Origin of the sequence: Novosphingobium sp. RL4 (genome assembly GCF_035658495.1) — a bacterium.
In the GTDB taxonomy this organism is placed as follows: Bacteria; Pseudomonadota; Alphaproteobacteria; order Sphingomonadales; family Sphingomonadaceae; genus Novosphingobium.
Genome location: NZ_CP141944.1, coordinates 851,245 through 872,449 on the forward strand (window position 1 = coordinate 851,245; position 21,205 = coordinate 872,449).

Sequence of the window (21,205 nt, forward strand, 5' to 3'; positions counted from 1 at the left end):
GGAGCCGCTGGCAAGGCCCCGGAAGATCGGCCGAAGTTTCCGCTTCGGTTTCGGAGCGTGCTTCGGCCGGGGCGCGGGCGTCGAGGCCATCGTCGTGCCGATCGCCGAACTGCCCGGTATAGTTCAGGAAATTCGGATGGTTGCGGCGCTATTCAGGGTAATGGCGCATCCCGGGGCGGCTGGGTAGAACCTGCCGGGTGGCCGCGATGAATGCGCGGTGGCTTTGAGGCGCGGGGGCTTGTGTGAGTAAGCTGGCCAGGCAGTTCATCTTTGCAGTTCTGCCGCGATCCGTGGCAATCCGGTTGTGGACCGGGCGCCAGTACCGGCGCTATGCGGGCCGATATCCCGAGGGCGAGAGGCGGCCGCATCCGCTGCGGGCCCCGCTGATCGTTTCGCTGACGTCCTTTCCGCCGCGATATCCCACGCTCCACCTCACGCTGCGAAGCCTGCTGCGGCAGGACACCGTGCCTGACCGCATCGTCCTGTGGCTGGCGCGCGGTGACGAGGAATCCCTGCCCGCTGCCGTGCGGGAACTGCTGGACGGGCGGGTCGAACCGCGGCTGGTCGACGACGTGCGCAGCTACAAGAAGCTCGTCTATGCGCTCGGCGCCTTTCCCGAAGCCTATATCGCCACTGCCGACGATGACGTCTTCTACAAGCCTTCCTGGCTGACCGAACTCGTCGATGGACAGGCCGGAACGAAGGGCGTCATCACCTGTCTGCGCGCGCACCGGCTGGAGATGGGGGCGGGCGGGGCGCTGGCCCGTTATGCCGATTGGGGCTGGGACGTTCAGGACGATGCCGCGCACGCTCCGTCCATCGATCTCATGCCCACGGGGATCGGCGGGGTGCTCTATCCGCCCGGGTGCTTCCATCCCGACGTGACGGAGCGCGAACTCTACGAGCGATACGCACCTTCCGCCGACGACTTGTGGTTCTACTGGTGTGCGCGCCGGGCAGGCGCGCTCTACCGGAAGGTGGGACCGCGCTTCGTGCAGATGACCTGGGACTTTTCCCAGGCGAGCCGCCTCTACGACGACAACATGCTGCAGAACGACGCGCAGATTTCCGCGCTGGTCAATCGTTTCGGCAATCCCCTGCTCATGCCGCAGGGCATTCCTGCGGTGGCGGTGTCCGAATGACGAGGGCCGGCAGCGACGATATCGGCCGCCACGCCACGCGGGGGGTGGCATCCACCGCCGCATCCCAGATTGTCAAGGTGTTCGCCACGATGGCGACCACGATCGTGGTCGCGCGTATTCTCTCACCGGCGGATTACGGCATCAGCGCCATGGTGGCGCCGCTTACCGGCCTGATCCTGATCTTCCAGAACCTGGGGTTCACGCAGGCGGTCGTGCAGGCGCGGGATCTCGACCCGGAGCATTCCAATGCCCTGTTCTGGCTGAACGTGTTCGTCTCGGTCGCAGCGGCTCTGGTCATGGTGATCCTGGCACCGCTGGCGGGCTGGTTCTACGGCGATTACCGCGCGGGATATGTGACGGCGGCCACCGGGCTCACCGTCCTCGTCTCGGGGTTGAAGTTGCAGCATCAGGCCCTGCTCAACCGGGACCTTCGCTTCCATACGCTCAGCATCAACGATATCGCCGTGGCCGTGTCGACGTTCGTCTTCACCGCGCTGGCCGCGCTTGCGCTGCGCAATTACTGGGCGATCTGGCTGGGGGCGCTGCTGGGGGCGAGCGTCAGCACGGTGATGGTCTGGACATCCTGCACCTGGCGCCCGCGAATGGGCGCGCGCTTCGCCGGGGTGCGCCATCTCGTGGTGTTCGGAGCGAATCTTACGGGTTTCAATCTCGTGAACTTCTTCGCCCGCAATCTCGATAACGTCATCATCGCCAAGGCCGAGGGTGCGGACGCGGTCGGCCTGTACGATCGCAGCTACAAGCTCATGCTGTTTCCCCTGCAAAACGTGAACCAGCCGCTGAGCCGCGTCATGATTCCGGTCATGAGCCGGCTCCAGGACGATGCGGAACGATATCGGCGGGTCTATGAACGGGCGATCCGCGCGCTTGCGCTGCTGTCCCTGCCGGGCATCCTGGCGGCGGCGATCTGCAGCGATCGGCTCGTGCCTTTCCTGCTGGGATCGCGGTGGAGCGCCGCCAGCCCGATCTTCTTCTGGCTCAGCCTCACCGCGATCGTCCAGACCGTGCCCAACACGACCGGTTGGCTCTACATCAGCAGCGGGAAGACCCGGCGCATGATGTATTGGGGGATTTTCTCCAGCACGATCAGCGTGATCAGCTTCTTCATCGGGGTGCGCTGGGGCGCGGTGGGGGTGGCGGCCGCCTATTTCTTCGGCCAGCTCCTGACGACTCCCGCACTTTACTATTATGCGACCAAGGGCACGCCGGTGTCCCAGCGTTTCCTGTACGAGGCGCAGGTGCCCTCATTGCTTGGGGGCGTCTTTGCCTGGGCGGTGGTTTCGCGGCTGGGGGAAGGTTTGCCTACCGTCGTCACGCTTACGGTTGCGGTCCTGTGCAGCTACGGAGGCACCGTTGCGGCCCATTTCTGCACCGCGAGCGGGCGGCGCGACATGGCGGAGATGATCCGGCTGGCCGCGAACCTGCTGCCGGACCGCTTCCGCCGCCATCCGCAGAAGGGCTGAAGGCATCAGCGCCGCGGCGTGAGCCAGGCAACGGCCTTCCGGTAGCCTTCCAGCCCGAATACCGCCGCGCCGAGCTTGGGAACCGGCGCAAGGTGCGCGCCCTTGCCGCCGAGCGAGAGGCTGCGCTGAAGCGCGCGGCGGCCCTGCGCCATGTCCCCCCGCCGAAAGGCGCTGTCGGCAAGCCAGTAGAAGTATTCGCCGATGATCCGTGCGCGCCTTTCGTCCGGCACCGTGTCCGACGGCCGGCGCAGCAGGCTTTCGGCCACGTCTATGAGATCGCCGAAAGTGGAACGGTTCGCGGAGATGCGCAGCGGCGAATCGTGCTGGACATAGACGCCGCAACCCCGGTCCGAATGTGCCAGCCGCGCGCCTGCGAGCGCGGCCCGGCACACGATTTCACCGTCCTGGTTGCGCCGCACCGCTTCGTCCCACCCGCCGATGCTGCGCACAAAATCGGTACGCCAAAGCACCGCACAGGGCGGTGTCCAGCGCCGACGAACCAGCCACCGGTCCAGCAGGTCTTCGGCGTTGCTATACCGTTCGCGCCGCAGTTCCGCCGAAGGGGCCGCTTCATTGTAGCGAAGCCAGGGGCCGAATGCGACGTCGGCTCCGTTCTCCACGGCGTCCAGCAGGCCGCGGAAGAGGTCGCCCATCACGAAGTCGTCGCCGTCGAGAAACATCACGTAATCGGTTTCGACGAGGGCGAGCCCGCGATTCCGGCTCTTCTGCGCGCCCAGATTGGCCTCGTTCAAGATCACGGAAAGGCGCGTATCCGCGATGGACTGCGCGGCGGACCGGGTTTCCTCGCCCGTGTCGTCAACGACCACGATGACCCGCGTATCGACATGGGGCTGGCCGAACACCGAGCGGACCGTCCGCTCGATGGTATGCCCGGCCTGATAGGCAGGCACGACGACCGTGATGGAAGCCCGTGGCATCGCTGGCGCTCCTGAAGACGGGCAAAGTTGCCGTTCCCGGCGATTATTACGGGTCTTCGCGGCGCGGGACTAGCTGGACGAAGGGGTGAGTCGCTCGTCCTTGTGGCGGCAGGAGCGCAACCGCCGCAGTCGTTCAGTTATGGCGGCGCGGCGGACGATGATCGTCCCGGTCCCGGTGACCGTCGCGGTCGCCGTGTTCGTGCCGGGGCGGATGGTGGCGTCCGGGGCGGTCGTCATGGCAGGCCGACAGCAGGATGGTGGTGGCGGAAAGGATGCCGAGGCCCCAGCCCAGTCTGCGGTACATGTGCTTCTCCTGTGCGTTCGGCGATTTGCCGTTGAGAAACAAATGGATGAACGCCTTGCCGGTTCCCGCTAATGGTTCATTTGCGCGCGGGCGGGCCCGGCATGTTCCGTCGGCTCCGCCGTCAGAATGCCTTTCGTAGCGAGATGCCGCCGGAAATCGTGTTGCCCGCGAGCGCATCGAAACTGCGAGAGGCGTAGAGGTCGAGATGGAGCCTGTCCGCCAGCTTCATGTTGGCGCTGATGCCCACCTCCCACCATCCGTCTGAATAGTGGCGCGAATCCAGCAGTCCGCTGCGGGGGATCTCTTCGAGGCTCTCGAACTGGCCGACTTTGACTTGCGAGACGGCGTTGCTGGTCCAGTTACGGGAAAGCGAGATGCCGGCATAATGGTCGCCATTTTCGCCGAACGCATGATCGAGGCGGACAGTGCTGCCCAGCGTCCATGTCGGTTCCCGGGTTTCCAGATCGACCAGGCCGGTTCCGGTGGGGGCGGGGCGGAGCAGGCGTCCCTGTGCGTAGGAACCGACGATCGTCGGCGTCACGAACCATCGGGGCGAAAGCGGGAAAATCCGTCCGAAGTCACCGCCCAGTGCATAATAGGCGCTGCTTCTGGCTCCCGAACTCTGGCGGCTTCCCCAGTCGGTGCTGATCTTGCCGTAGACCTGACGGCCGTAGCTGGCCCAGCCGTCGACGACCCAGTTGTCGAAGTTGCCGCCTGCGCCAAGCGTGCCGACGTAGTAATCGGACGGGAGCGCGGTGTCGGCCTGGATCAGGGTACCGTGATAGCGCATCACGCCGCCGCGCACGTATCCGCGCCCGATCTGGCGGGTAAGGGACAGCGTCTGCCACGAACCATCGGGGCCGTCGTCGCGGTTGCTCAGCCCGGCGGACAGCGTGATCGTCCAGGGATCGACGGGTTGCGGGGGAGCCGTGTCGGCGGGATCGGCTGATGCAGCCTGCGAAGTGGCGTCGGTCGACGCGAGTTCGGGGGCAGGTGCGGCGGCAGTGTCCTGCGCTGTGGCAGTCTCCTGCGCTGCGGCGCAGCCGGGCAACCACGCTGCCGCAAGGCCTGCGCAAAGCAGGCAGGCCATCGATCTTGCGGGCATCAGGCCGCCTTTCGCAGCGTCGGATCGAAGGCGGCCGGAACCGTGACGCGGGCGGCGAATCCGTCGCCGCCATGAACGAAGCTTACATCGCCGCCATGGGCGCGCGCGATCGAGCGGCACACCGCAAGGCCGAGCCCGCTGCCCTTCTGACCCGAGGTGCGCGCCGTTTCGGAACGATAGAACGGCTCGAAAGCGCGGTCGAACTCGTCTTCCGGAATGCCGGGCCCGGTGTCGACGATTTCCGCCACGGCCTCGCCATCGTGCAGGCTCACGCGGACCCTTGCGCTCTCGCCGTACTTGATCGCGTTTTCCAGCAGGTTGCCGAGCAGGCGGCGGATGCCGACCGGATCGACATCGACCGGAATGTGCAGGTTGTGCTCGATCGTCACCTTGCCGCCTACGAGTTGTGCGTCGGCGACGCTGCCGGCGATCAGTTCCGCGAAATCGACGCGTTCGCGCGGTCCCGGGGTCGAGGCATCGCGGATGAAGGCGATGACCTCGCTGATCATGGCTTCCATCTCGCTCACTTCCTTCAGCAGGCCTTCGCGCTGCTCGTCGGGAACGTCCTCGATGCGGAAGCGAAGGCGGGTGAGGGGAGTGCGCAAGTCGTGGCTGATGGCGCCGACCATCGCGGTGCGGTCATCCACGAAGGCGCGCAGGCGGTTGCGCATCTGGTTGAAGGCATTGGCCGCCCGCCCGATCTCGGCAGGGCCGGACAGCGGCAGGATGGTGGCCGAGGGGTCGCGGCCGAGCTGTTCGGCGGCTTGCGCGAAGTCCTTCAGCGGAACCACGATGCGCCGGGCGAACAGCCATGCCAGCGGGCTGATGATCGCCAACGACAGTGCGAACCACAGCATGACCCGCTTCTGCCAGGCGTTGGGGAACGGCTCCGCGCGCGGCGCTACGGCAAGCCATTGTCCGTCGGGCTGGCGTGCGGCGGCCACGAAATCGCCTTCGATGAACGGCGGCGAGGTGAGCGCGAAGAAGCCGCTGTCGACGTGGCGGAAGGGGATCGGTTGCGGCGTGCCGGGAACGACGGGCAGCGGTGTGGTGCGCGTCGCGGCGGCAGGCGGCGTGGCAGGCGCTGCCGTTGCCACGGTGGTTGCCGGAGCGGCCGTGGATGCGAGCATGACCGGGGGTTGGGGAATCTGGAGAGACAGGGGGCGCGTTGTCGCGACGGGGGTCGGCAGCGGATCGGGCGTGGCGATCGGCAGGGTGGCGCGGGGAATGTCGGTCATCGTGGGCATGGCCGGCGAGAGAAGGCCCGAGCCCAGCCCAGCGGCGCCGCCCGGACCGATCATCCCGCCGGGACGCCCGCCGGGGCCGACGATCTGTCCGGGCTGACCGTCCTGGTTCGGCGTCCTGCCCGGCTGGGCGCCGGCGTTGCCGGGCTGTCCCTGCGAAGGCTGTCCCTGTGAAGGTTGGCCCTGCGAGGGCTGGCCGCCGCCAGGGCGGCCGATGCCGCCTCCGGGGGCCTGCCCACCCGGCTGACCGCCTGCACCGGCGCTTCCGGGGCGGTGGCCACCGGGTGCGGTGGCGGCGGGGATCGCGCCGCCGGGGATGCGTCCTCCCGGACGGGCTCCACCGGGCATGGCGGGAACGCGGGGCATCGAGCCGCCGGGAGGCATTCCGCCGGGGAAGTGGCCACCGGGCATTCCGCTCGGCCCGGGGCTTCCACCGGGGGGAGGGCCGCCGGGAATCGACTGCGCTTCCGCCGAGCCGACCAGAACCGAGGACAGCGAGGCGGGTGCGGCCTTGCCCTGCACCATGGCGAGGGGCGAGCGGGTGTTGCTCGGCACGGCGACGCCGCCGACGGGAAGCTGGGTGTAGAAGGCGAGAATCACGTCCTTGCCCTCGCGGCCAAGGCGGCTGGCAAGTGCGTCGCGCGACGATTCGGAAACGAGCCAGCCCTGTCCGCTCACGTCGGGCGGACCCATCATCGGCTTGCGCTCGAGCCGGTCTGGCACGTCGCTGGCGGTGAGGGCGCTGGCCACCTCGTCGATGTTCCAGCGCGCGGTCGGGCTGGGCGGCAGCAGCACGGTAAGCGCGAGCGTGACGAGTTGGGCGCCGATCAGGGCGCAGACCAGGATGGCGATCATCTGCATCGCCAGGGGAAGGCCGATCCGGTTCGAAAGGCGGGGCAGGTTCATTTCAGGCCCCATGCCACGAATTCGCGGCGATTTCGAGACGTCACCATGTGGCTGCGCGCCGTTCCGCTGCGGGATGGGGAAGAGAGATGCGGAGCGGGCTCGGAAAGGAGGGACACGTCCCTTCCGACCCCGCTCCGCGCCCCCGCGAGCCGGCACAAGGCCAGCCTGCGAGGACGGTCACCTCGGGTCCGTTCCAGCAGCGGTGCCCTCACTCGCGAGGCTGGAAGGAAAACTCTTGTCGCGCGGCGCCGGGCACCGCGACTGGGCTTGAGCGGCCGGTACCATGCGATTGTGTCACTATCGGGTCCGGTTCCGCACCATCCCCGATGCGTGGATATAGTTCCGGGGCCGTCGCAGGACAGGGCGGGTGCGACTACGTGACCTGCCGCTGCGACGGGCCCGGCACCGACCGGCGCCTTGGCGGTGGCTAACCGGACGGTGGTTCCGGCCGTATCGGAGACATGCAGCATCATTGCGGGAGTCGCGGGGGATGCGACGGGGTCCGCGCTGCAGGCCATCCAAGACGGAACCTGACGAACTGGGTTGTTCATGGCCATCTTGTTCGGCGCGGGACTTTGCCTGCGGATTTCACCGGCATTTCACGCCTGTTACGGGCTGTCACAAGCTGTAACAGGGGCTGAAATCCGGGTGGAACGCGGGGTTCCTATTGGCGCACAATGATCCTAGAACGTGCTCCGATGGACCTTCAGACCCGCATCCTCATCGTCGACGACGATGAAGGCATCCGCTCGCTGATCGGCGAGTTCCTGGGCAAGCATGGCTACGCCACGCAGACTGCCGCCGATCCTTCGGCGATGCGCGAACTGCTGGCGCGCGAGGATTTCGATCTCATCGTGCTGGACGTGATGATGCCGCGCGAAGATGGCCTTACCGCACTCCGCCAGCTTGGACCCGATGCGCCGCCGGTCATCATGCTTTCGGCCGTGGGAAGCGACGTCGATCGCATCGTCGGCCTGGAAATGGGTGCGGACGACTATCTGGCGAAACCGTGCAATCCGCGCGAACTGCTGGCCCGCATCCGCACCGTCCTGCGCCGCCGCGCGGCAGTGGGCGGGGTGGCCGAGCGGGTCGTTGCGGCCGCGCCTTTGGAAGCGACGCCGGTCAACGACGTGCATTCCGGGGAGTGTCTGCACTTTGGCGGATGGCGGATGGACCTGGGCCTGCGCCTGCTGTTCGATCCCGGCAACCGGCTGATCTCGCTTTCGGATGGCGAGTTCCGCCTCCTGCGGGCATTCGCCGAGCACCCGCGACGTGTCCTCACGCGCGACCAGTTGCTCGATTGGTCGCGCGGGGAAGACAGCGATCACTACGATCGCGCCATCGACGTCCAGCTTTCCCGCCTGCGCCGCAAGCTTGCCGAAGGCGATGGTGGCGGCGACATCATCCGCACCGTGCGCAATGAGGGGTATCTCTTCGTGCCCTCGGTCTCGGGCGACATTTCAGCCAGATGAGCATCGGCCGCCGGGACGGACCGTGCGGCTACAGAGATGAAATGCATCTGAAATCCGGTGGCAACTGCCGGCTTTCAATCCTCGTCGTGACCTGATCCGCGGCACCGGTCCTCCGGGCGTCGCGCGAATTGCGACACGAGGGGATATTTCAATGGACGACCATGACCGCGGGCTTGCCCATGATCTTCAGACCATCGGGCGGGCATTCGGCGAGAACCTGATAGGACGCCGCCGGGCGCTGGCCATTCTTGCCAGCGCGGGCAGTGTGGCGGGCGTTGCGGCATGTGGAGGGGATGACGGTGCCTCGTCTTCGGGAAGCTCCGGCTCGTCCAGTTCCACGAGTTCCACCAGCAGTTCCAGCACGACTTCGTCCAGCACTTCGTCGACCAGTTCTTCGTCCACCTCGTCGGGCGGAAGTTCCGCCGATACCTGCATCGCCGATCCCACCGAAACCAACGGCCCCTATCCCGCCGATGGCACCAACACGGCAAGCGGTTCGACCTCCAACGTGCTGACCGTGAGCGGTGTGGTGCGCTCGGATATCCGTTCCAGCTTCATCAATTCGACGACGACCGCCGCCGGTGTCGCACTGGAACTGACACTGCAACTCGTCGACGTGAACAACGGCTGCGCGGCGATAGAAGGCGCGGCGATCTATGTCTGGCACTGCGATGCCGCCGGGAAGTACTCGCTCTATTCGAGCGGCGTCACCACCGAAAGCTACCTGCGCGGCGTGCAGGTGACCGACAGCGAGGGGAAGGTGACGTTCACGACCATCTATCCCGCCTGTTACTCGGGACGCTGGCCGCACATTCATTTCGAGATCTTCACGGGCGGCCTGACTTCGGCAAGCACCGGCCGCACGGCCAGTCTCATCTCGCAGCTTGCCATGCCGGCTGCCACCAACACCGCCGTGTTCACCGGCGATACGCGTTATACGGCCAGCATCGCCAACTACAACGCGATCTCGCTGTCGTCGGACAATGTCTTCGGTGACAACAGTTCCGCGCAACTGGCGCAGATGACGCCGACGCTGAGCGGCAGCCTGACGGCCGGATACACCGGCACCGCGCTCATCGGCATCGCCGCCTGAATCTCCGGCGCCGGCCGAGAGGCGGCACCGGATACCGCTTTCACGCTCATCACGAGATTCCAGACATGAACTCGCTTCACACGTCTTCCAGCATCGGCGCGCTGGTCCTTGCCCTCGTCGCCGCTCCCACCCTTGCCGCCACAAAGGTTTCCACCGACACGACCGCGCCGCTGGTAACGTCCAGCGCAGGCGATGTTACCGTGACCGAGGACGGCACGATCACGCTAGCCGGCGGGTCGGCGGTCACCGTCGACAGCAGCAACGCCGTAGACGTCGAAGGCGGGCTCGTGCTCGACGATGCCGACGGTGCGACCGGCATCACCGTAAATGCCGGCACCACCTCGACGATTGCCGTTGGTGAGGACGGTTCGATCGCGGTGACCGAGGACTACGTTCCCGAGACGACCGGCTCGGACAGCGCCTCGGCCAGCAATCGCTACGGCATTCATGTCCTGTCCGGCGCGGCGACCAGCGGCTCGATCCTCAACGCCGGCACGATCACGGTGGAAGGCCAGGTTTCCGGCGGCATCGTCGTGGACAGCGACTATGTGGGCGATATCACGAACACCGGCACCATCAGCGTGATCGGCGACAATTCCGTAGGCATCTCGACGAAGGCGGTGGACGGTGACGTTACCGTGGAAGGCACCGTCTATGCGACCGGCGCCGGGGCGACCGCGCTCTCGGTCGGCGGAGACGTGACCGGCACCGTGACCATTCAGGGCACGGTGGCCAATCGGGCCTCCTACACCGATGACGACAGCAACACCGTCGTGCTTTCACGCGCCGCGCTGCGCTCGGGCACTGCGACGGTGGACATCACCGGCAACGTTGCAGGTGGCATCTATGTGGCTGCTCCGCCGGTCGACAATGACAGCACCAACGACGATGAAGACAATGACGGTGTCGATGACGACGAGGAAGGCACCGGCGCGGTCGTGTCCTACGGCAATGGCCCGGCCATCCAGGTGGGCGGCACCAGCGACATCACGGTCGGCGGCGTTTCCAGCAATTCCGGGACCTATTCGATCGCCATCGACGGAACCGTCAGTTCCAACTCGTACTACAGCAAGACCGACGCCTATGGCCTGGTGATCGGCGGGCAGGGTGGCAACGTCACCCTGACAGACGGCATCGGCGTGACCGGCACTCTCAGCGCCACGACATACGATTCGGCGGCGACCGCCCTGCTCATCAACAAGGGCAGCACTGTCACCAGCCTCTACAACAGCGGCTCGATCGCGGCGGGCATCACCTCGCAGGGCGACGGTTCCTCCACCGCGGTCCGCGATCTTTCCGGCACGCTGACCACGATCGACAACACCGGTTTCATTTCCGCAACCGGCTCCGACACCGACACGACGACCGCGCTCGACCTGTCCGCGAACACGACCGGCGTGACCATCAGCCAGTACCTCAACGATGCGGACGCCGAGACCAGCGCGGAATATCTCGAAGACAACGACACGGATACCGATCCGACCATCTATGCAAGCATCACCGGGAACATCCTGCTTGGTTCCGGCAATGACACGCTCAGTGCTTCGACCGGCACGATCACCGGCGATACCTATTTCGGCAACGGCGATGACACGCTCAGCCTGTCCGGCAACACCGTCTACACCGGCGATGTCTACTTCGGCAGCGGTAGGGGAACGGCATCGCTTGCCGGCACGTCGAGCTTCGTGGGCACCATGGACTTTGCCGGAAACGACGGCACGCTGTCGCTTTCCGGCACTTCGGTCTATTCGGGCAACTTCAGCAATGCCGACAACCTGACCGTCACGGTCGGCAGCGGTTCCAAGCTTACAGCGAGCGAGGCGGAGAACATCAGCTTCGGCAACCTCATCGTGAAGTCCGGCGGTATCCTGGGGGTCTACGTCGATCCCCAGGAAGGTACGAGTTCGCTCATCAACGTGGCGAACGCGACGCTGGAAAGCGGGACCAAGATCACGGCCACAGTCACCGACCTCGGCGATGCCGAGGGCACCTACACGGTGCTGACTGCCAGCAGCCTCGATGTTCAGGGCACGCTGAACTCGACCGAGACCGACCTGCCGTTCATCTACAACGGCGAGGTTTCGACCGATGACAACAGCGTCTATCTTACCATCGAGCGCAAGACGACCGCCGAACTCGGCCTGACGCGCAGCGAAGCATCGGCCTGGGATGCGATCTACTCGACCGCACAGAACGATGATTCGCTGACGGCGAGCCTGCTCGACGTGGACGATTCGGCAACGCTCCAGACCCAGGTCTCGGCGCTGCTTCCCGATCATTCGGGCGGCGTATTCGATGCGGTGACTCACGGCGACCGCATGGCCGCGCGGCATCTTTCGGACGAATCGTCGATGTTCTCCATCTCCGACATCGGCGGCTGGTTCGAGCCGGTCTACTGGCGCACCAGCAAGGATGCGGGGTCGACCGCGGGCTACAAGGCCAGCGGATGGGGGCTTTCCAGCGGCGTCGAGCGGCGCACTTCGCTGGGCTACTTCGGCGTGTCCTATGCGTGGTTGCAGGGCAGCGTGACGGACAACGGCGGCACCGGGAATCTCGATGTGGGCCAGCATGACCTTGGCCTGTTCTGGCGCAATGCCAAGGGGCCGTTCATGGCGTGGGCGCGTATCGGCGCCTCGCGGATTTCGGTGGATTCGACGCGCACTTTCACCGGCACCATCGACGATACCGACTTCACCTATGCCGCGGACGGCAAGTGGAGCGGCTGGCTGTTCTCGGGCCTGGCCGGCGCGTCCTACCGCTTCGACATGTCGCGCCGTTTTAATCTCAAGCCCAAGGTCGAACTCGAGCAGTTCTGGCTGAAGGAGAACGGCTACAGCGAAACCGCCGACACCGACGCCATGGCGCTGACCGTGGCAAGCCGCACCAGCAAGGCCACCACGGTAACGCCGACACTGACGGCCTCCTACTCGCTGGGCACGATCTCTCCCGACTGGCACCCGCTGACGTTCCAGGTGGAGGCGGGCCGCCGCGAACTCGTCTCCGGCAAGCTCGGCAGCACGACTGCCTACTTCAACGGCGGCGACACTTACGATGCCGGCGATGCCTTCACGATCACGCCGGAAAGCCTCAAGGGAGCCTGGGTCAGCGAGGTCTCGATGCTGGCGGGCGGACTCGACTTCACGTGGAAGATCACTGCCCGCATGGAACGCACCAGCGACGCTACCGATCTTTCGACCCGCGCGTCTCTCAGCATCGCGTTCTGATCGGGCGTTGGCTGCCGAACGGATTGCGGCGCAAACCGAAAAGGCCCCGGCAGGACATCCTGCCGGGGCCTTTTTCGTTCATCCCCTTTTCGTTCATCCTTCGCGAATCTGGTCCAGCTTGCGCTCCCACGCGAGCGCGTGTTCGACGATGGTGGGCAGGTCCGCGTATTTCGGCGTCCAGGGCAGTGTCGCCTTGATGCGGCTATTGTCCGAAATGAGCGAATCCGGATCGCCCGCGCGGCGGCCTTCGAGGCGGCGGTCGATCGTGAGGTTCGTTACCCGGTCCACCGCATCCAGCACGTCGAGGACGGAGAAGCCCTGGCCATATCCGCAGTTCATCGTCAGCGACCGCGCCGGATCGGCGATCAGCGCTTCCAGCGCAAGGACGTGGGCATTGGCGAGATCGGATACGTGGATGTAGTCGCGCACACCGGTGCCGTCGGGAGTATCGAAATCGGTGCCGAATACGGCGACATGGCTGCGCTTGCCCAGGGCGGCCTCCACGGCGACCTTGATGAGGTGCGTGGCGCCCGCCGTGGACTGGCCGGTGCGGGCCTGTGGATCGGCGCCTGCGACATTGAAGTAGCGCAGCGCGCAGAAGTTGAAGCGGTGCGCCCGCGCGACGTCGCCCAGCATGATCTCCGTCATCAGCTTGGACATGCCGTAGGGATTGATCGGCAGCTTCGGGCTGTCCTCGGTAACGGGCGAAACCTCGGGAATGCCGTAAGTGGCCGCGGTAGAGCTGAAGATGAAGTGCGGCACGCCCGCCTTGACCGCGGCATCGATCAGCGCCCGGCTCCTGGCCGTGTTGTTGTGGTAGTACTTCAGCGGATTCTCGACCGATTCCGGCACGATGATCGATCCGGCGAAGTGCATGACGGCCTTTGTACCCTGTTCGGCGAAAATCCGGGCCAGCAGGTCGGCATCCTCGATGTCGCCTTCGTAAAGCGGGACGCCTTCGGGAATGGCGAAACGGAAGCCGGTCGTCAGGTTGTCGATCACGGCGACGGGCCAGCCGGCGTCCTTGAGCGCAAGAACGGCGTGGCTGCCGATATAGCCGGCACCGCCGGTGACGAGAACGGGGGGTCTGGAAGTCATGGTCTCGCTATGTCCGACGGCAATAGGGACTGGAAGGCAGTTTGCAGCCTTTTCGGAGGGATATGCCGCGCGTCACGGAGCGTCAAACGAAACGTCGAGGGGAACGGCGCCATAACGGTGCAACATCCGGAGACGAGAGCTGTCGGTGCAGTTCCCCGGCGCAGGGCCCTTGGCAATCGTTGCTTCATGGTTGATCTCTAGAAGGTGGGCGCCACCCCGCTCCGCCCAACCGCTGCCGTACCGACTGGAGTTTCGATGCTTTCCCAATCCGCCATTCTCGTGACCGGTGCCGCCGGTTTCATCGGCGCCGCCGTTGCCGAAGCCCTGATGGCGAAGGGAACGCCGGTGATCGGTATCGACAACATGAACGATTACTACGCCGTCTCACTCAAGGAAGCCCGGCGAGACCGGCTGGCTGCGCGCTTCGGCAATCTGTTCACGTTCCACCAGCTCGATTTCTCGGACATGGACCGGCTGACGGCGACGCTGGAACCCTACCGCTTCGAGGTGATCGTTCACCTCGGCGCGCAGGCAGGGGTGCGCTACTCACTCGAAAACCCGCAGGCCTATGTCGCCTCCAACCTTGCCGGGCACGTCAACATGCTCGAACTGGCGCGTGCGCGCCAGGTTGCGCACATGGTCTATGCCAGTTCCAGTTCGGTCTACGGCGGCAACGCCAAGCTGCCCTTCGCGGTGGAGGATCGTGCCGATCATCCCGTCTCGCTTTATGCGGCCACCAAGAAGGCGGACGAGCTGATGAGCGAGACCTATGCCCACCTTTTCCGCATCCCGCTGACGGGTCTGCGCTTTTTCACCGTCTACGGTCCATGGGGCCGGCCGGACATGGCGCTGTGGAAGTTTGCCGAACGTATCCTCTCGGGCCGCCCTATCGAGGTATATAACCAAGGCGAGATGTACCGGGACTTCACCTATATCGACGATATCGTCGGCGGGGTGCTGGCCTGCATCGACCGTCCACCCGCCGATGACGGGCAGGAAAAGGCGGGTGGGAGCATCAAGCCCCATGCGCTGTACAATATCGGCAACCACCGCAGCGAACATCTCATGCGGCTTATCGAGGTGCTCGAAGAGGCATGCGGGGTCCGCGCGGAACTGCAGTTGCTGCCCATGCAGCCGGGTGACGTCGAGGCGACTTATGCCGACATTACAGCACTTACGAGCGATACTGGATATACGCCCAGTACTCCGATCGAGGTGGGTGTGCCGCGCTTCGTTGACTGGTATCGGGGCTATGTCCGCACGCTTTGATTCCATCGAACCGGCGTGTAAGGGCGCCGTGAGCTGCAAGGTGGTGTTTACATGAAAATTGCGATGGTTGGTTCTGGCTACGTCGGACTGGTTTCAGGCGCCTGTTTCGCCGATTTCGGTCACGACGTCGTATGCATCGACAAGGACCAATCCAAGATCGATCGCCTGCATGAAGGCGTGATGCCGATCTATGAACCGGGGCTCGATGCCCTGGTCGCCAGCAATGTTAAGGCAGGGCGCCTCTCGTTCACGACGGACCTGGCCGAAGGCATCCGCGATGCCAAGGCGATCTTCATCGCCGTGGGCACGCCCTCGCGGCGCGGCGACGGCCATGCCGACTTGTCCTTCGTCTATGCGGTGGCACGCGAAATCGGCGAGCATCTCGCCAACGATGCCGTCGTCGTCACCAAGTCCACCGTGCCGGTCGGCACCGGCGACGAAGTGGAGCGCATCCTGCGGGAAAGCGGTACGACGCATCGCTTCGCCGTCGTCTCCAACCCGGAATTCCTCCGCGAAGGCGCGGCCATCGGCGATTTCAAGCGGCCCGACCGCATCGTCATCGGCGCCGAGAACGATTTCGGCCGCGAGGTCATGCGCGAAGTCTACCGCCCGCTTTTCCTCAACGAATCGCCGCTGCTGTTCACCAGCCGCCGTTCGTCCGAACTGACCAAGTATGCCGCGAATGCCTTCCTCGCGGTGAAGATCACCTTCATCAACGAGATGGCCGATCTTTGCGAGAAGGTTGGCGGCAACGTGCAGGACGTGGCGCGAGGGATCGGTCTCGATGGCCGCATCGGCTCCAAGTTCCTGCATGCCGGCCCGGGTTATGGCGGCTCGTGCTTCCCGAAGGATACGCTGGCCCTGCTCAAGACGGCGGAAGACTACGACAGCCCCGTCCGGATCGTCGAAGCCGTGGTGAAGGTGAACGATACCCGCAAGCGCGCCATGGGCCGCAAGGTGGTCGAGGCGCTCGGCGGCGCCGATGCGGCGCGCGGAAAGCGCGTCGCGCTGCTCGGCCTGACCTTCAAGCCCAACACCGACGACATGCGGGACAGTCCGTCGATCGCGGTTGCCCAGACCCTGTTCGACGCCGGGGTATCGGTCGTCGCCTTCGATCCGGAAGGCATGGAGCAGGCCCGCCCGCTGATGCCTTTCGTCGAGATGGTGGGCGATCCCTATGCCGCCATCGCTGATAGCGATGCGGTCGTCATCGTTACCGAATGGGATGCCTTCCGCGCACTCGACCTTGGCAGGGTCAAGGATCTCGCCAAGGCGCCGGTCATGGTCGATCTTCGCAATATCTACAAACCGGAAGACATGCGTTCGGCCGGCTTTACTTATCTGTCTGTCGGACGCGCCTGAATTTACTGCGAATTCGCAAGTGCGAAATGGAGCGGCGCGCAGGGTGCCGCTCCATTTCGTGTTTCAGTCGGGCTGCAGTGCGGGAATCGCCGAAACCGGGCAGCTTGCGGGCGCGGGGTGCGCCTGCATGCGGCGGATGCGTTCGGGCACGTTGCGATGGCTCGGATCGCGGAACCAGCGCAGCCAGTCGCGCTGGTTGAAGCGTCGCCAGAATTCCAGACCCTTTTCAATATCATAACCGGCGCATGATGCCAGTTCCACGCCGAGAATATCGGCGCGATCTTCCATGCTTCGGCGTTGGCCGATGCTCTTGGCATCACGGTCCAGCGCGATCACGTGGCCAAGCTCGTGCCCGGCTACGAGCGCGATCTCGTCATCCGTCTTGGTAAAGTCCACGAAGCGGGCGGTTACCGCCAGATTGTCGTCATCGGAATAGGCATCGATCCCGCCTTCGGTCTTGAGTACGAAGCGCACGCCGCAGCGCCGCAGAGGGGTTAGGCTCGCGCGGACTTCCTCGCCTTTGCGGTGCAGCAAGATCATGGCAGGATGATCGGCCGGCAGGGCCGCCAGCATCTCCTCGACACGCTCCGCCATGGTCCCCTTCGCATCGGTTGCATCGCGCAGCGTGGCCATCTGCGTGTCATCAATGGCGACGATCTCGTCAAACTCGCGGATTCCAGCCCTTTCTGCCGGGCTTCCGGCCGCGACGACCGCCACCTGCGGCAAGGCGGATAGCCCGAGGCTTGCGGTGAGCAGTGTCCGGTCGGCCTTGTTGTAACTACCTAGATCATCGATAGTCAGTCCCGTGGCGGAGGCTTCGCGGGGGCAGGTCTGACCTGCCGCCTCGTGCAATCGCCACTCCACGTTAGCCAGCCTTTTCATGACCGTGCGCAATGCAATCGGCCATGATTCGGTGTCGGCAGCAACGGCAGGGGGAACCGCAATGACAAGCATGAAACCGGCCAATGCTGCAGACGCGGCGAGTCGCTGCGCTTTCGGAACTAAGTGTTTGTGCTTGTGTTTCATTGTGCAGCGCGATATAGGGCGACAAGCCTAGTCGGTCTACAGATCGAGCAATAATAGGAGACAAAACACATGAAGTTTGGCTCTCTCGTGGCCGGTATTACGGCTGCTACGATGGTCCTCGCCCCGGTTGCTGCCCAGGCGGGCACCTCGGCTTCGGCATCGGTTGTGAAGCCGGTTTATGGCAGCCGCACCACGACTTCGGTTGACAAGAAGCAGAAGGCGACCGCTGGCGCCTACGTGCTTGGCGCTCTGGCGCTCGGCGCTGCTGGCTTTGGTCTTTACAAGGCCATCGACAATGGCAACGATAAGTCGAACGGTTCGAACTGATCGACCTGTCGACTAAATGAAAGCCTGGTCATCAACTCGTTGGTGGCCGGGTTTTTATGTATATGCAGGATCAAACATCTCGCCGACGCATCCGTAAGGCCCCTTCAAGGCACGTCAGCTCGCGTTCACGGAGAGATGTTTCTCGCCAGGGCGCGCTGAGCCAGTTGCTCGATGTCGCGGTCAGGCCAGATGCCCAGCTCTGCTTCCTTCTTGCAGCCGGAGTGCTGCTGGGTGGCGGAGGTCTCGGTGCGGCCTCGCTGAATTTCCTGATCCAGCTCGTTTCCCTGCTGATCCTCGCCGTCAACGGGCCGCGCGTGATCGAAGCGATCCGAGCCGCCCCCCGGCTGTTCTCCGTCCTCTTTGCCGCAACCGTACTGCTGCCGCTGTTGCAGCTGGTCCCGCTGCCGGCATCCATCTGGGCGCATCTGCCGGGGCGGGAGATCGTTACCCAGTCCTTGTCGCTGGTGGGCGCGCAGGACCAGAGCGCTCCGGTCTCGCTCGCGATTTATCGCACGGCCATCGCTGCCAGCGCCCTGATTCCCGCATTTGCCGCCATTGTGCTGGCCATCAATCTGAACGGTGCTCAGGCTCGCCGGGTGCTGGGCTGCGTTGCCGTGCTGGGCGGCGTGAACGTCCTGTTCGGCCTCGTGCAGCTGTCGACCGCCAACAGGGTCGGCAACTTCTACGCCAATGCCCGTCCCGACCAGCTCTACGGCACCTTCGCCAATCACAACAGCACCGGCCTTTTCCTGTGCCTGTCGCTGGTGGCGCTGGTGGCTGCATTCATCGCTCGGCCGGTGGACCGCGTACTTGCCCGGCTGATGCCGGTCGTCGCTGGTGCTCTGTTCCTGGTCGTGGCGGTCGTGCTCACGCAGTCGCGCTCGTCGATGGGTATTACCGCGCTTGCATTGATCGTTCTGGTGTTCCCGTTCTTCCGCGTCCTGCGCGTTCCGCTGGCAAAGCTCCCGCGCAAGGCGCTCGTCGTGATCGCCGGGGCTGTGCTCCTGCTGGCGGCAGTATTGGGTGCCATCGGTACGTCCACGATCGGTAATTCGCTTGGCCGGTTTTCCAGTCTCGAAGACGCGCGCGCGCTCATCTGGGAGGATGCCTTCAGCGCGGCGGGGCGTTACTGGCCGGTCGGCGCGGGCATGGGGTCTTTCGACGAGGTTTTCCAGGTCGACGAATCGCTGGAGAACATCCGCTCCGGCCGGGCGCGCCGCGCCCATAACGACTATCTCGAAATCGCGGTCGAGGCGGGTGTTTTCGGTCTCGGGCTGGTCGCCTGCTGGATGCTCTGGTTTGTTGTCCGCATCTGGAAGGGGCGGCGAGAGCCCGATGCCGCCTTGCGGTTGGGCGCCGGCGGCGTTCTGGCGTGTATCGCGCTTCAATCCGGGGTCGACTATCCGCTGCGCAACATGGCCATGATCTGCGTTGCGGCAGTGATGGCGGGGCTGCTCGCGCGGCCGGCATCGGTTCTGGAGGATTCCCCCTCGCGCATTCGTCGTTCGCGCAGGGAAATGGTTCCTGGCGTCTCGGGTGGCCCGGTCTGGCAGGCCGAGCAGCGCCCGGCGTCGGAACCCGGCCAGGATATCCCGGCGTGAAGAAGGTGCTCGGCCACACCGTGTGGATCGCAGCGCTTGCGCTGGTGGGCGTGGTTACTGCCGGCTTTCAGGCGGACTACCTCAGTCGCTACCGGTTCGGCCTTGCCGACGATATTCCCGATGCTTTCCGCTACATGTCGCTGGAGGTCAGCGGATATCAGGCGATGCAGGACCAGGGCGCCGCGGCAGCAATGCCGATCGCGCGCGAACTGGTTCGTCGCCGTCCCGTACCGTCGGAAAGCCTCTCGCTGCTCGGTGTGGCTGCATCGGCCCGGCAGGATGAAGCGCTGGCTTCCGAAGCGCTGGTCATGGCAGCCGGAAGAGGGTGGCGCGATCGTGTTGCGCAGCTCAGCATGGTCATGTTCGCCCAGTCGGCAGAAGCCCATCAGGTCGCGGCAGAGCGTGTGGCGGCGCTCTGGGGGGCGGGCGATGCAAGTGACGCCGTTTATGCGGCGACCCAGGCAGTCCTGGCCGAAGATGGATCTCGGGAGGCACTTGCTGCAATCCTCGGCAGCAATCCGCTTTGGCGAGGAGACTTCGTGAACTGGGCGGCAGGTGCCGTTGAGCCTTCGCTCTACTTGGACCTGTTACACCGTGCCCGCGCGCATGGCGCGCGTTTCGATTGCCGCAATATCCAGGGCGCCGCAGTCAGGTTGCTCCGCGGTGGTTCTGCGGAAGCTGCGGAAAAGCTCTGGTACGGATCGTGTGGGGCCGATGGCGAATCCACGAGCTTCGCATTCTCGCGGCCCGTCGGTGCAGCCAAGCGGGAAAGTCCTTTCGGCTGGAGTTATCCGAGCGATGGCGGCATCGATCGCCAGTTCGTCGATGAGGGGCGGTCGGTTGCGATCCGGTACGAGAATGGCGAGAATATGTCGCTGCCGCTCGCCTCGAGGTTCTCCGCCCTGAAGCCGGGCCCTCATGACGTCTCGGCTCGCTTCACCGGAGAGGCGCCTGCCATACGCATTGCCTGCAACAACCCCGGCAACGGCGCGGGCCTGATCATTCGCCTGCAACTCTCGGAAAGCCCTGCGCGGTTCGTGATCCCTGCGGGCACCTGTCCTGCACAGGCCGTCGATATACTGGTGCCGAGCGGGAGCGGTACTGTTTCCTCCATCGTGGTCGAGTGATCCGACCCCTTCGCCGGTCTCGGGGCCGGCGAACTTTTGTGCGGGTTCGGCGGCGAATTCCGCACTGCACAATCGTTTGTTTGACCGTGCCGACGCAAGGCTCGCACGGCACATGGTGTTTCTGCGGGGGGTATGGCTCGGGCGCATCGGCGCGCTGCATGATCTATCCCGCAGTAAAACGCGGTTTTACAATCCATTATAAGCAGGCCGCCATTCTGGGCGGCTATATTGCGCTGCACTCCAAATCGGGTTAGGCACAATTACGAACGAGACAAGCCGGGGATCACATCGAATGCAAGCAAGTCGGTCGGTGCGTTCCCGCCAGGTTTCGGCGAGGGACGGAACTCGTTTCACGTGCCGTCCGAGCATCGAGCCATGATCCTGTTCGGGACGAATGTCCTGACACGTTCCATTCCGAGGAAACCCGGAATTGTCATCCCATCAAGTAGAACGCAGCCGTCCGGGCCGGGCCAGATGGTCCACGGC

At 64.9% G+C, this 21,205-nt stretch carries 16 protein-coding genes; 10 read left to right on the plus strand and 6 right to left on the minus strand.

What is annotated here, in order from left to right:
* Nucleotides 1-290 precede the first annotated feature (290 nt).
* The gene (locus tag U9J33_RS04160; RefSeq protein ID WP_324698077.1) at nt 291-1,142 is read left to right on the plus strand and encodes a hypothetical protein; all 852 of its coding nucleotides are present in this window, start codon (nt 291-293) and stop codon (nt 1,140-1,142) included.
* On the plus strand, nt 1,139-2,623 hold the full coding sequence (locus U9J33_RS04165) for a lipopolysaccharide biosynthesis protein (RefSeq protein ID WP_324698079.1): 1,485 nt from the start codon (nt 1,139-1,141) through the stop codon (nt 2,621-2,623). The genes U9J33_RS04160 and U9J33_RS04165 overlap by 4 nt, the downstream gene beginning before the upstream one ends.
* 5 nt (nt 2,624-2,628) lie before the next feature.
* On the opposite strand, the gene U9J33_RS04170 is transcribed toward U9J33_RS04165, so the two are convergent.
* The 4 genes from U9J33_RS04170 to U9J33_RS04185 form a co-directional block, all read right to left on the minus strand.
* Entirely contained in the window at nt 2,629-3,561 is a 933-nt protein-coding gene (locus U9J33_RS04170; protein WP_324698081.1) for a glycosyltransferase family 2 protein, read from the minus strand.
* Between the two features lie 133 nt (nt 3,562-3,694).
* Entirely contained in the window at nt 3,695-3,865 is a 171-nt protein-coding gene (locus tag U9J33_RS04175) for a hypothetical protein (protein ID WP_324698083.1), read from the minus strand.
* 121 nt (nt 3,866-3,986) lie between these two features.
* Nucleotides 3,987-4,970, minus strand: coding sequence for an autotransporter outer membrane beta-barrel domain-containing protein (locus U9J33_RS04180; protein WP_324698085.1), 984 nt, complete (start codon nt 4,968-4,970; stop codon nt 3,987-3,989).
* The gene (locus U9J33_RS04185; protein ID WP_324698087.1) at nt 4,970-7,120 is read right to left on the minus strand and encodes an ATP-binding protein; all 2,151 of its coding nucleotides are present in this window, start codon (nt 7,118-7,120) and stop codon (nt 4,970-4,972) included. The genes U9J33_RS04180 and U9J33_RS04185 overlap by 1 nt, the downstream gene beginning before the upstream one ends.
* Nucleotides 7,121-7,797: 677 nt before the next feature.
* Here U9J33_RS04185 and U9J33_RS04190 point away from each other — a divergent pair.
* From U9J33_RS04190 to U9J33_RS04200, 3 genes are all read left to right on the plus strand, one after another.
* Nucleotides 7,798-8,592 carry a response regulator gene (locus U9J33_RS04190; protein ID WP_054436586.1) on the plus strand — a complete coding sequence of 265 codons (795 nt, stop codon included), beginning with the start codon at nt 7,798-7,800 and terminating at the stop codon, nt 8,590-8,592.
* 151 nt (nt 8,593-8,743) lie between these two features.
* A complete protein-coding gene (locus U9J33_RS04195) occupies nt 8,744-9,685 on the plus strand; it encodes an intradiol ring-cleavage dioxygenase (RefSeq protein WP_324698090.1) in 942 nt (313 codons plus the stop codon).
* A gap of 65 nt (nt 9,686-9,750) precedes the next feature.
* Nucleotides 9,751-12,909: an autotransporter outer membrane beta-barrel domain-containing protein gene (locus tag U9J33_RS04200; protein WP_324698092.1), complete on the plus strand. Its 3,159-nt coding sequence runs from the start codon at nt 9,751-9,753 to the stop codon at nt 12,907-12,909.
* Nucleotides 12,910-13,002: 93 nt separating this feature from the next.
* Here the strand turns inward: U9J33_RS04200 and galE are convergent, their stop codons facing one another.
* A complete protein-coding gene (galE, locus tag U9J33_RS04205; RefSeq protein ID WP_054436580.1) occupies nt 13,003-14,007 on the minus strand; it encodes a UDP-glucose 4-epimerase GalE in 1,005 nt (334 codons plus the stop codon).
* A gap of 255 nt (nt 14,008-14,262) precedes the next feature.
* On the opposite strand from galE, the gene U9J33_RS04210 reads away from it, so the two are divergent.
* Together U9J33_RS04210 and U9J33_RS04215 are read left to right on the plus strand one after the other, a co-directional pair.
* Entirely contained in the window at nt 14,263-15,276 is a 1,014-nt protein-coding gene (locus U9J33_RS04210; protein WP_185998046.1) for an SDR family NAD(P)-dependent oxidoreductase, read from the plus strand.
* A 51-nt stretch (nt 15,277-15,327) separates the two neighbouring features.
* Entirely contained in the window at nt 15,328-16,638 is a 1,311-nt protein-coding gene (locus tag U9J33_RS04215; protein ID WP_132469408.1) for a UDP-glucose dehydrogenase family protein, read from the plus strand.
* Nucleotides 16,639-16,701: 63 nt separating this feature from the next.
* On the opposite strand, the gene U9J33_RS04220 is transcribed toward U9J33_RS04215, so the two are convergent.
* Nucleotides 16,702-17,520 (minus strand): M48 family metallopeptidase, encoded by an 819-nt coding sequence (locus U9J33_RS04220; protein WP_324698096.1) that lies wholly within the window; start codon nt 17,518-17,520, stop codon nt 16,702-16,704.
* Between the two features lie 213 nt (nt 17,521-17,733).
* On the opposite strand from U9J33_RS04220, the gene U9J33_RS04225 reads away from it, so the two are divergent.
* The 3 genes from U9J33_RS04225 (at nt 17,734) to U9J33_RS04235 (ending at nt 20,719) form a co-directional block, all read left to right on the plus strand.
* Nucleotides 17,734-17,991, plus strand: coding sequence for a hypothetical protein (locus U9J33_RS04225; RefSeq protein ID WP_054436577.1), 258 nt, complete (start codon nt 17,734-17,736; stop codon nt 17,989-17,991).
* A 164-nt stretch (nt 17,992-18,155) separates the two neighbouring features.
* Nucleotides 18,156-19,592: an O-antigen ligase family protein gene (locus tag U9J33_RS04230; RefSeq protein WP_324698098.1), complete on the plus strand. Its 1,437-nt coding sequence runs from the start codon at nt 18,156-18,158 to the stop codon at nt 19,590-19,592.
* Nucleotides 19,589-20,719, plus strand: a complete 1,131-nt coding sequence (locus U9J33_RS04235) for a hypothetical protein (protein WP_324698100.1) — start codon at nt 19,589-19,591, stop codon at nt 20,717-20,719. Before U9J33_RS04230 ends, U9J33_RS04235 begins: the two co-directional genes overlap by 4 nt.
* Nucleotides 20,720-21,205 lie beyond the last annotated feature (486 nt).

What these genes read in the sequence shown, in the direction of transcription:
- U9J33_RS04165 (WP_324698079.1), top strand. Translation starts at nt 1,139, where the DNA reads ATGACGAGGGCCGGCAGCGACGATATCGGCCGCCACGCCACGCGGGGG.
- U9J33_RS04170 (WP_324698081.1), bottom strand. Translation starts at nt 3,561, where the DNA reads ATGCCACGGGCTTCCATCACGGTCGTCGTGCCTGCCTATCAGGCCGGG.
- U9J33_RS04175 (WP_324698083.1), bottom strand. Translation starts at nt 3,865, where the DNA reads ATGTACCGCAGACTGGGCTGGGGCCTCGGCATCCTTTCCGCCACCACC.
- U9J33_RS04180 (WP_324698085.1), bottom strand. Translation starts at nt 4,970, where the DNA reads ATGCCCGCAAGATCGATGGCCTGCCTGCTTTGCGCAGGCCTTGCGGCA.
- U9J33_RS04185 (WP_324698087.1), bottom strand. Translation starts at nt 7,120, where the DNA reads ATGAACCTGCCCCGCCTTTCGAACCGGATCGGCCTTCCCCTGGCGATG.
- U9J33_RS04190 (WP_054436586.1), top strand. Translation starts at nt 7,798, where the DNA reads ATGATCCTAGAACGTGCTCCGATGGACCTTCAGACCCGCATCCTCATC.
- U9J33_RS04195 (WP_324698090.1), top strand. Translation starts at nt 8,744, where the DNA reads ATGGACGACCATGACCGCGGGCTTGCCCATGATCTTCAGACCATCGGG.
- U9J33_RS04200 (WP_324698092.1), top strand. Translation starts at nt 9,751, where the DNA reads ATGAACTCGCTTCACACGTCTTCCAGCATCGGCGCGCTGGTCCTTGCC.
- galE (WP_054436580.1), bottom strand. Translation starts at nt 14,007, where the DNA reads ATGACTTCCAGACCCCCCGTTCTCGTCACCGGCGGTGCCGGCTATATC.
- U9J33_RS04210 (WP_185998046.1), top strand. Translation starts at nt 14,263, where the DNA reads ATGCTTTCCCAATCCGCCATTCTCGTGACCGGTGCCGCCGGTTTCATC.
- U9J33_RS04215 (WP_132469408.1), top strand. Translation starts at nt 15,328, where the DNA reads ATGAAAATTGCGATGGTTGGTTCTGGCTACGTCGGACTGGTTTCAGGC.
- U9J33_RS04220 (WP_324698096.1), bottom strand. Translation starts at nt 17,520, where the DNA reads ATGAAAAGGCTGGCTAACGTGGAGTGGCGATTGCACGAGGCGGCAGGT.
- U9J33_RS04225 (WP_054436577.1), top strand. Translation starts at nt 17,734, where the DNA reads ATGAAGTTTGGCTCTCTCGTGGCCGGTATTACGGCTGCTACGATGGTC.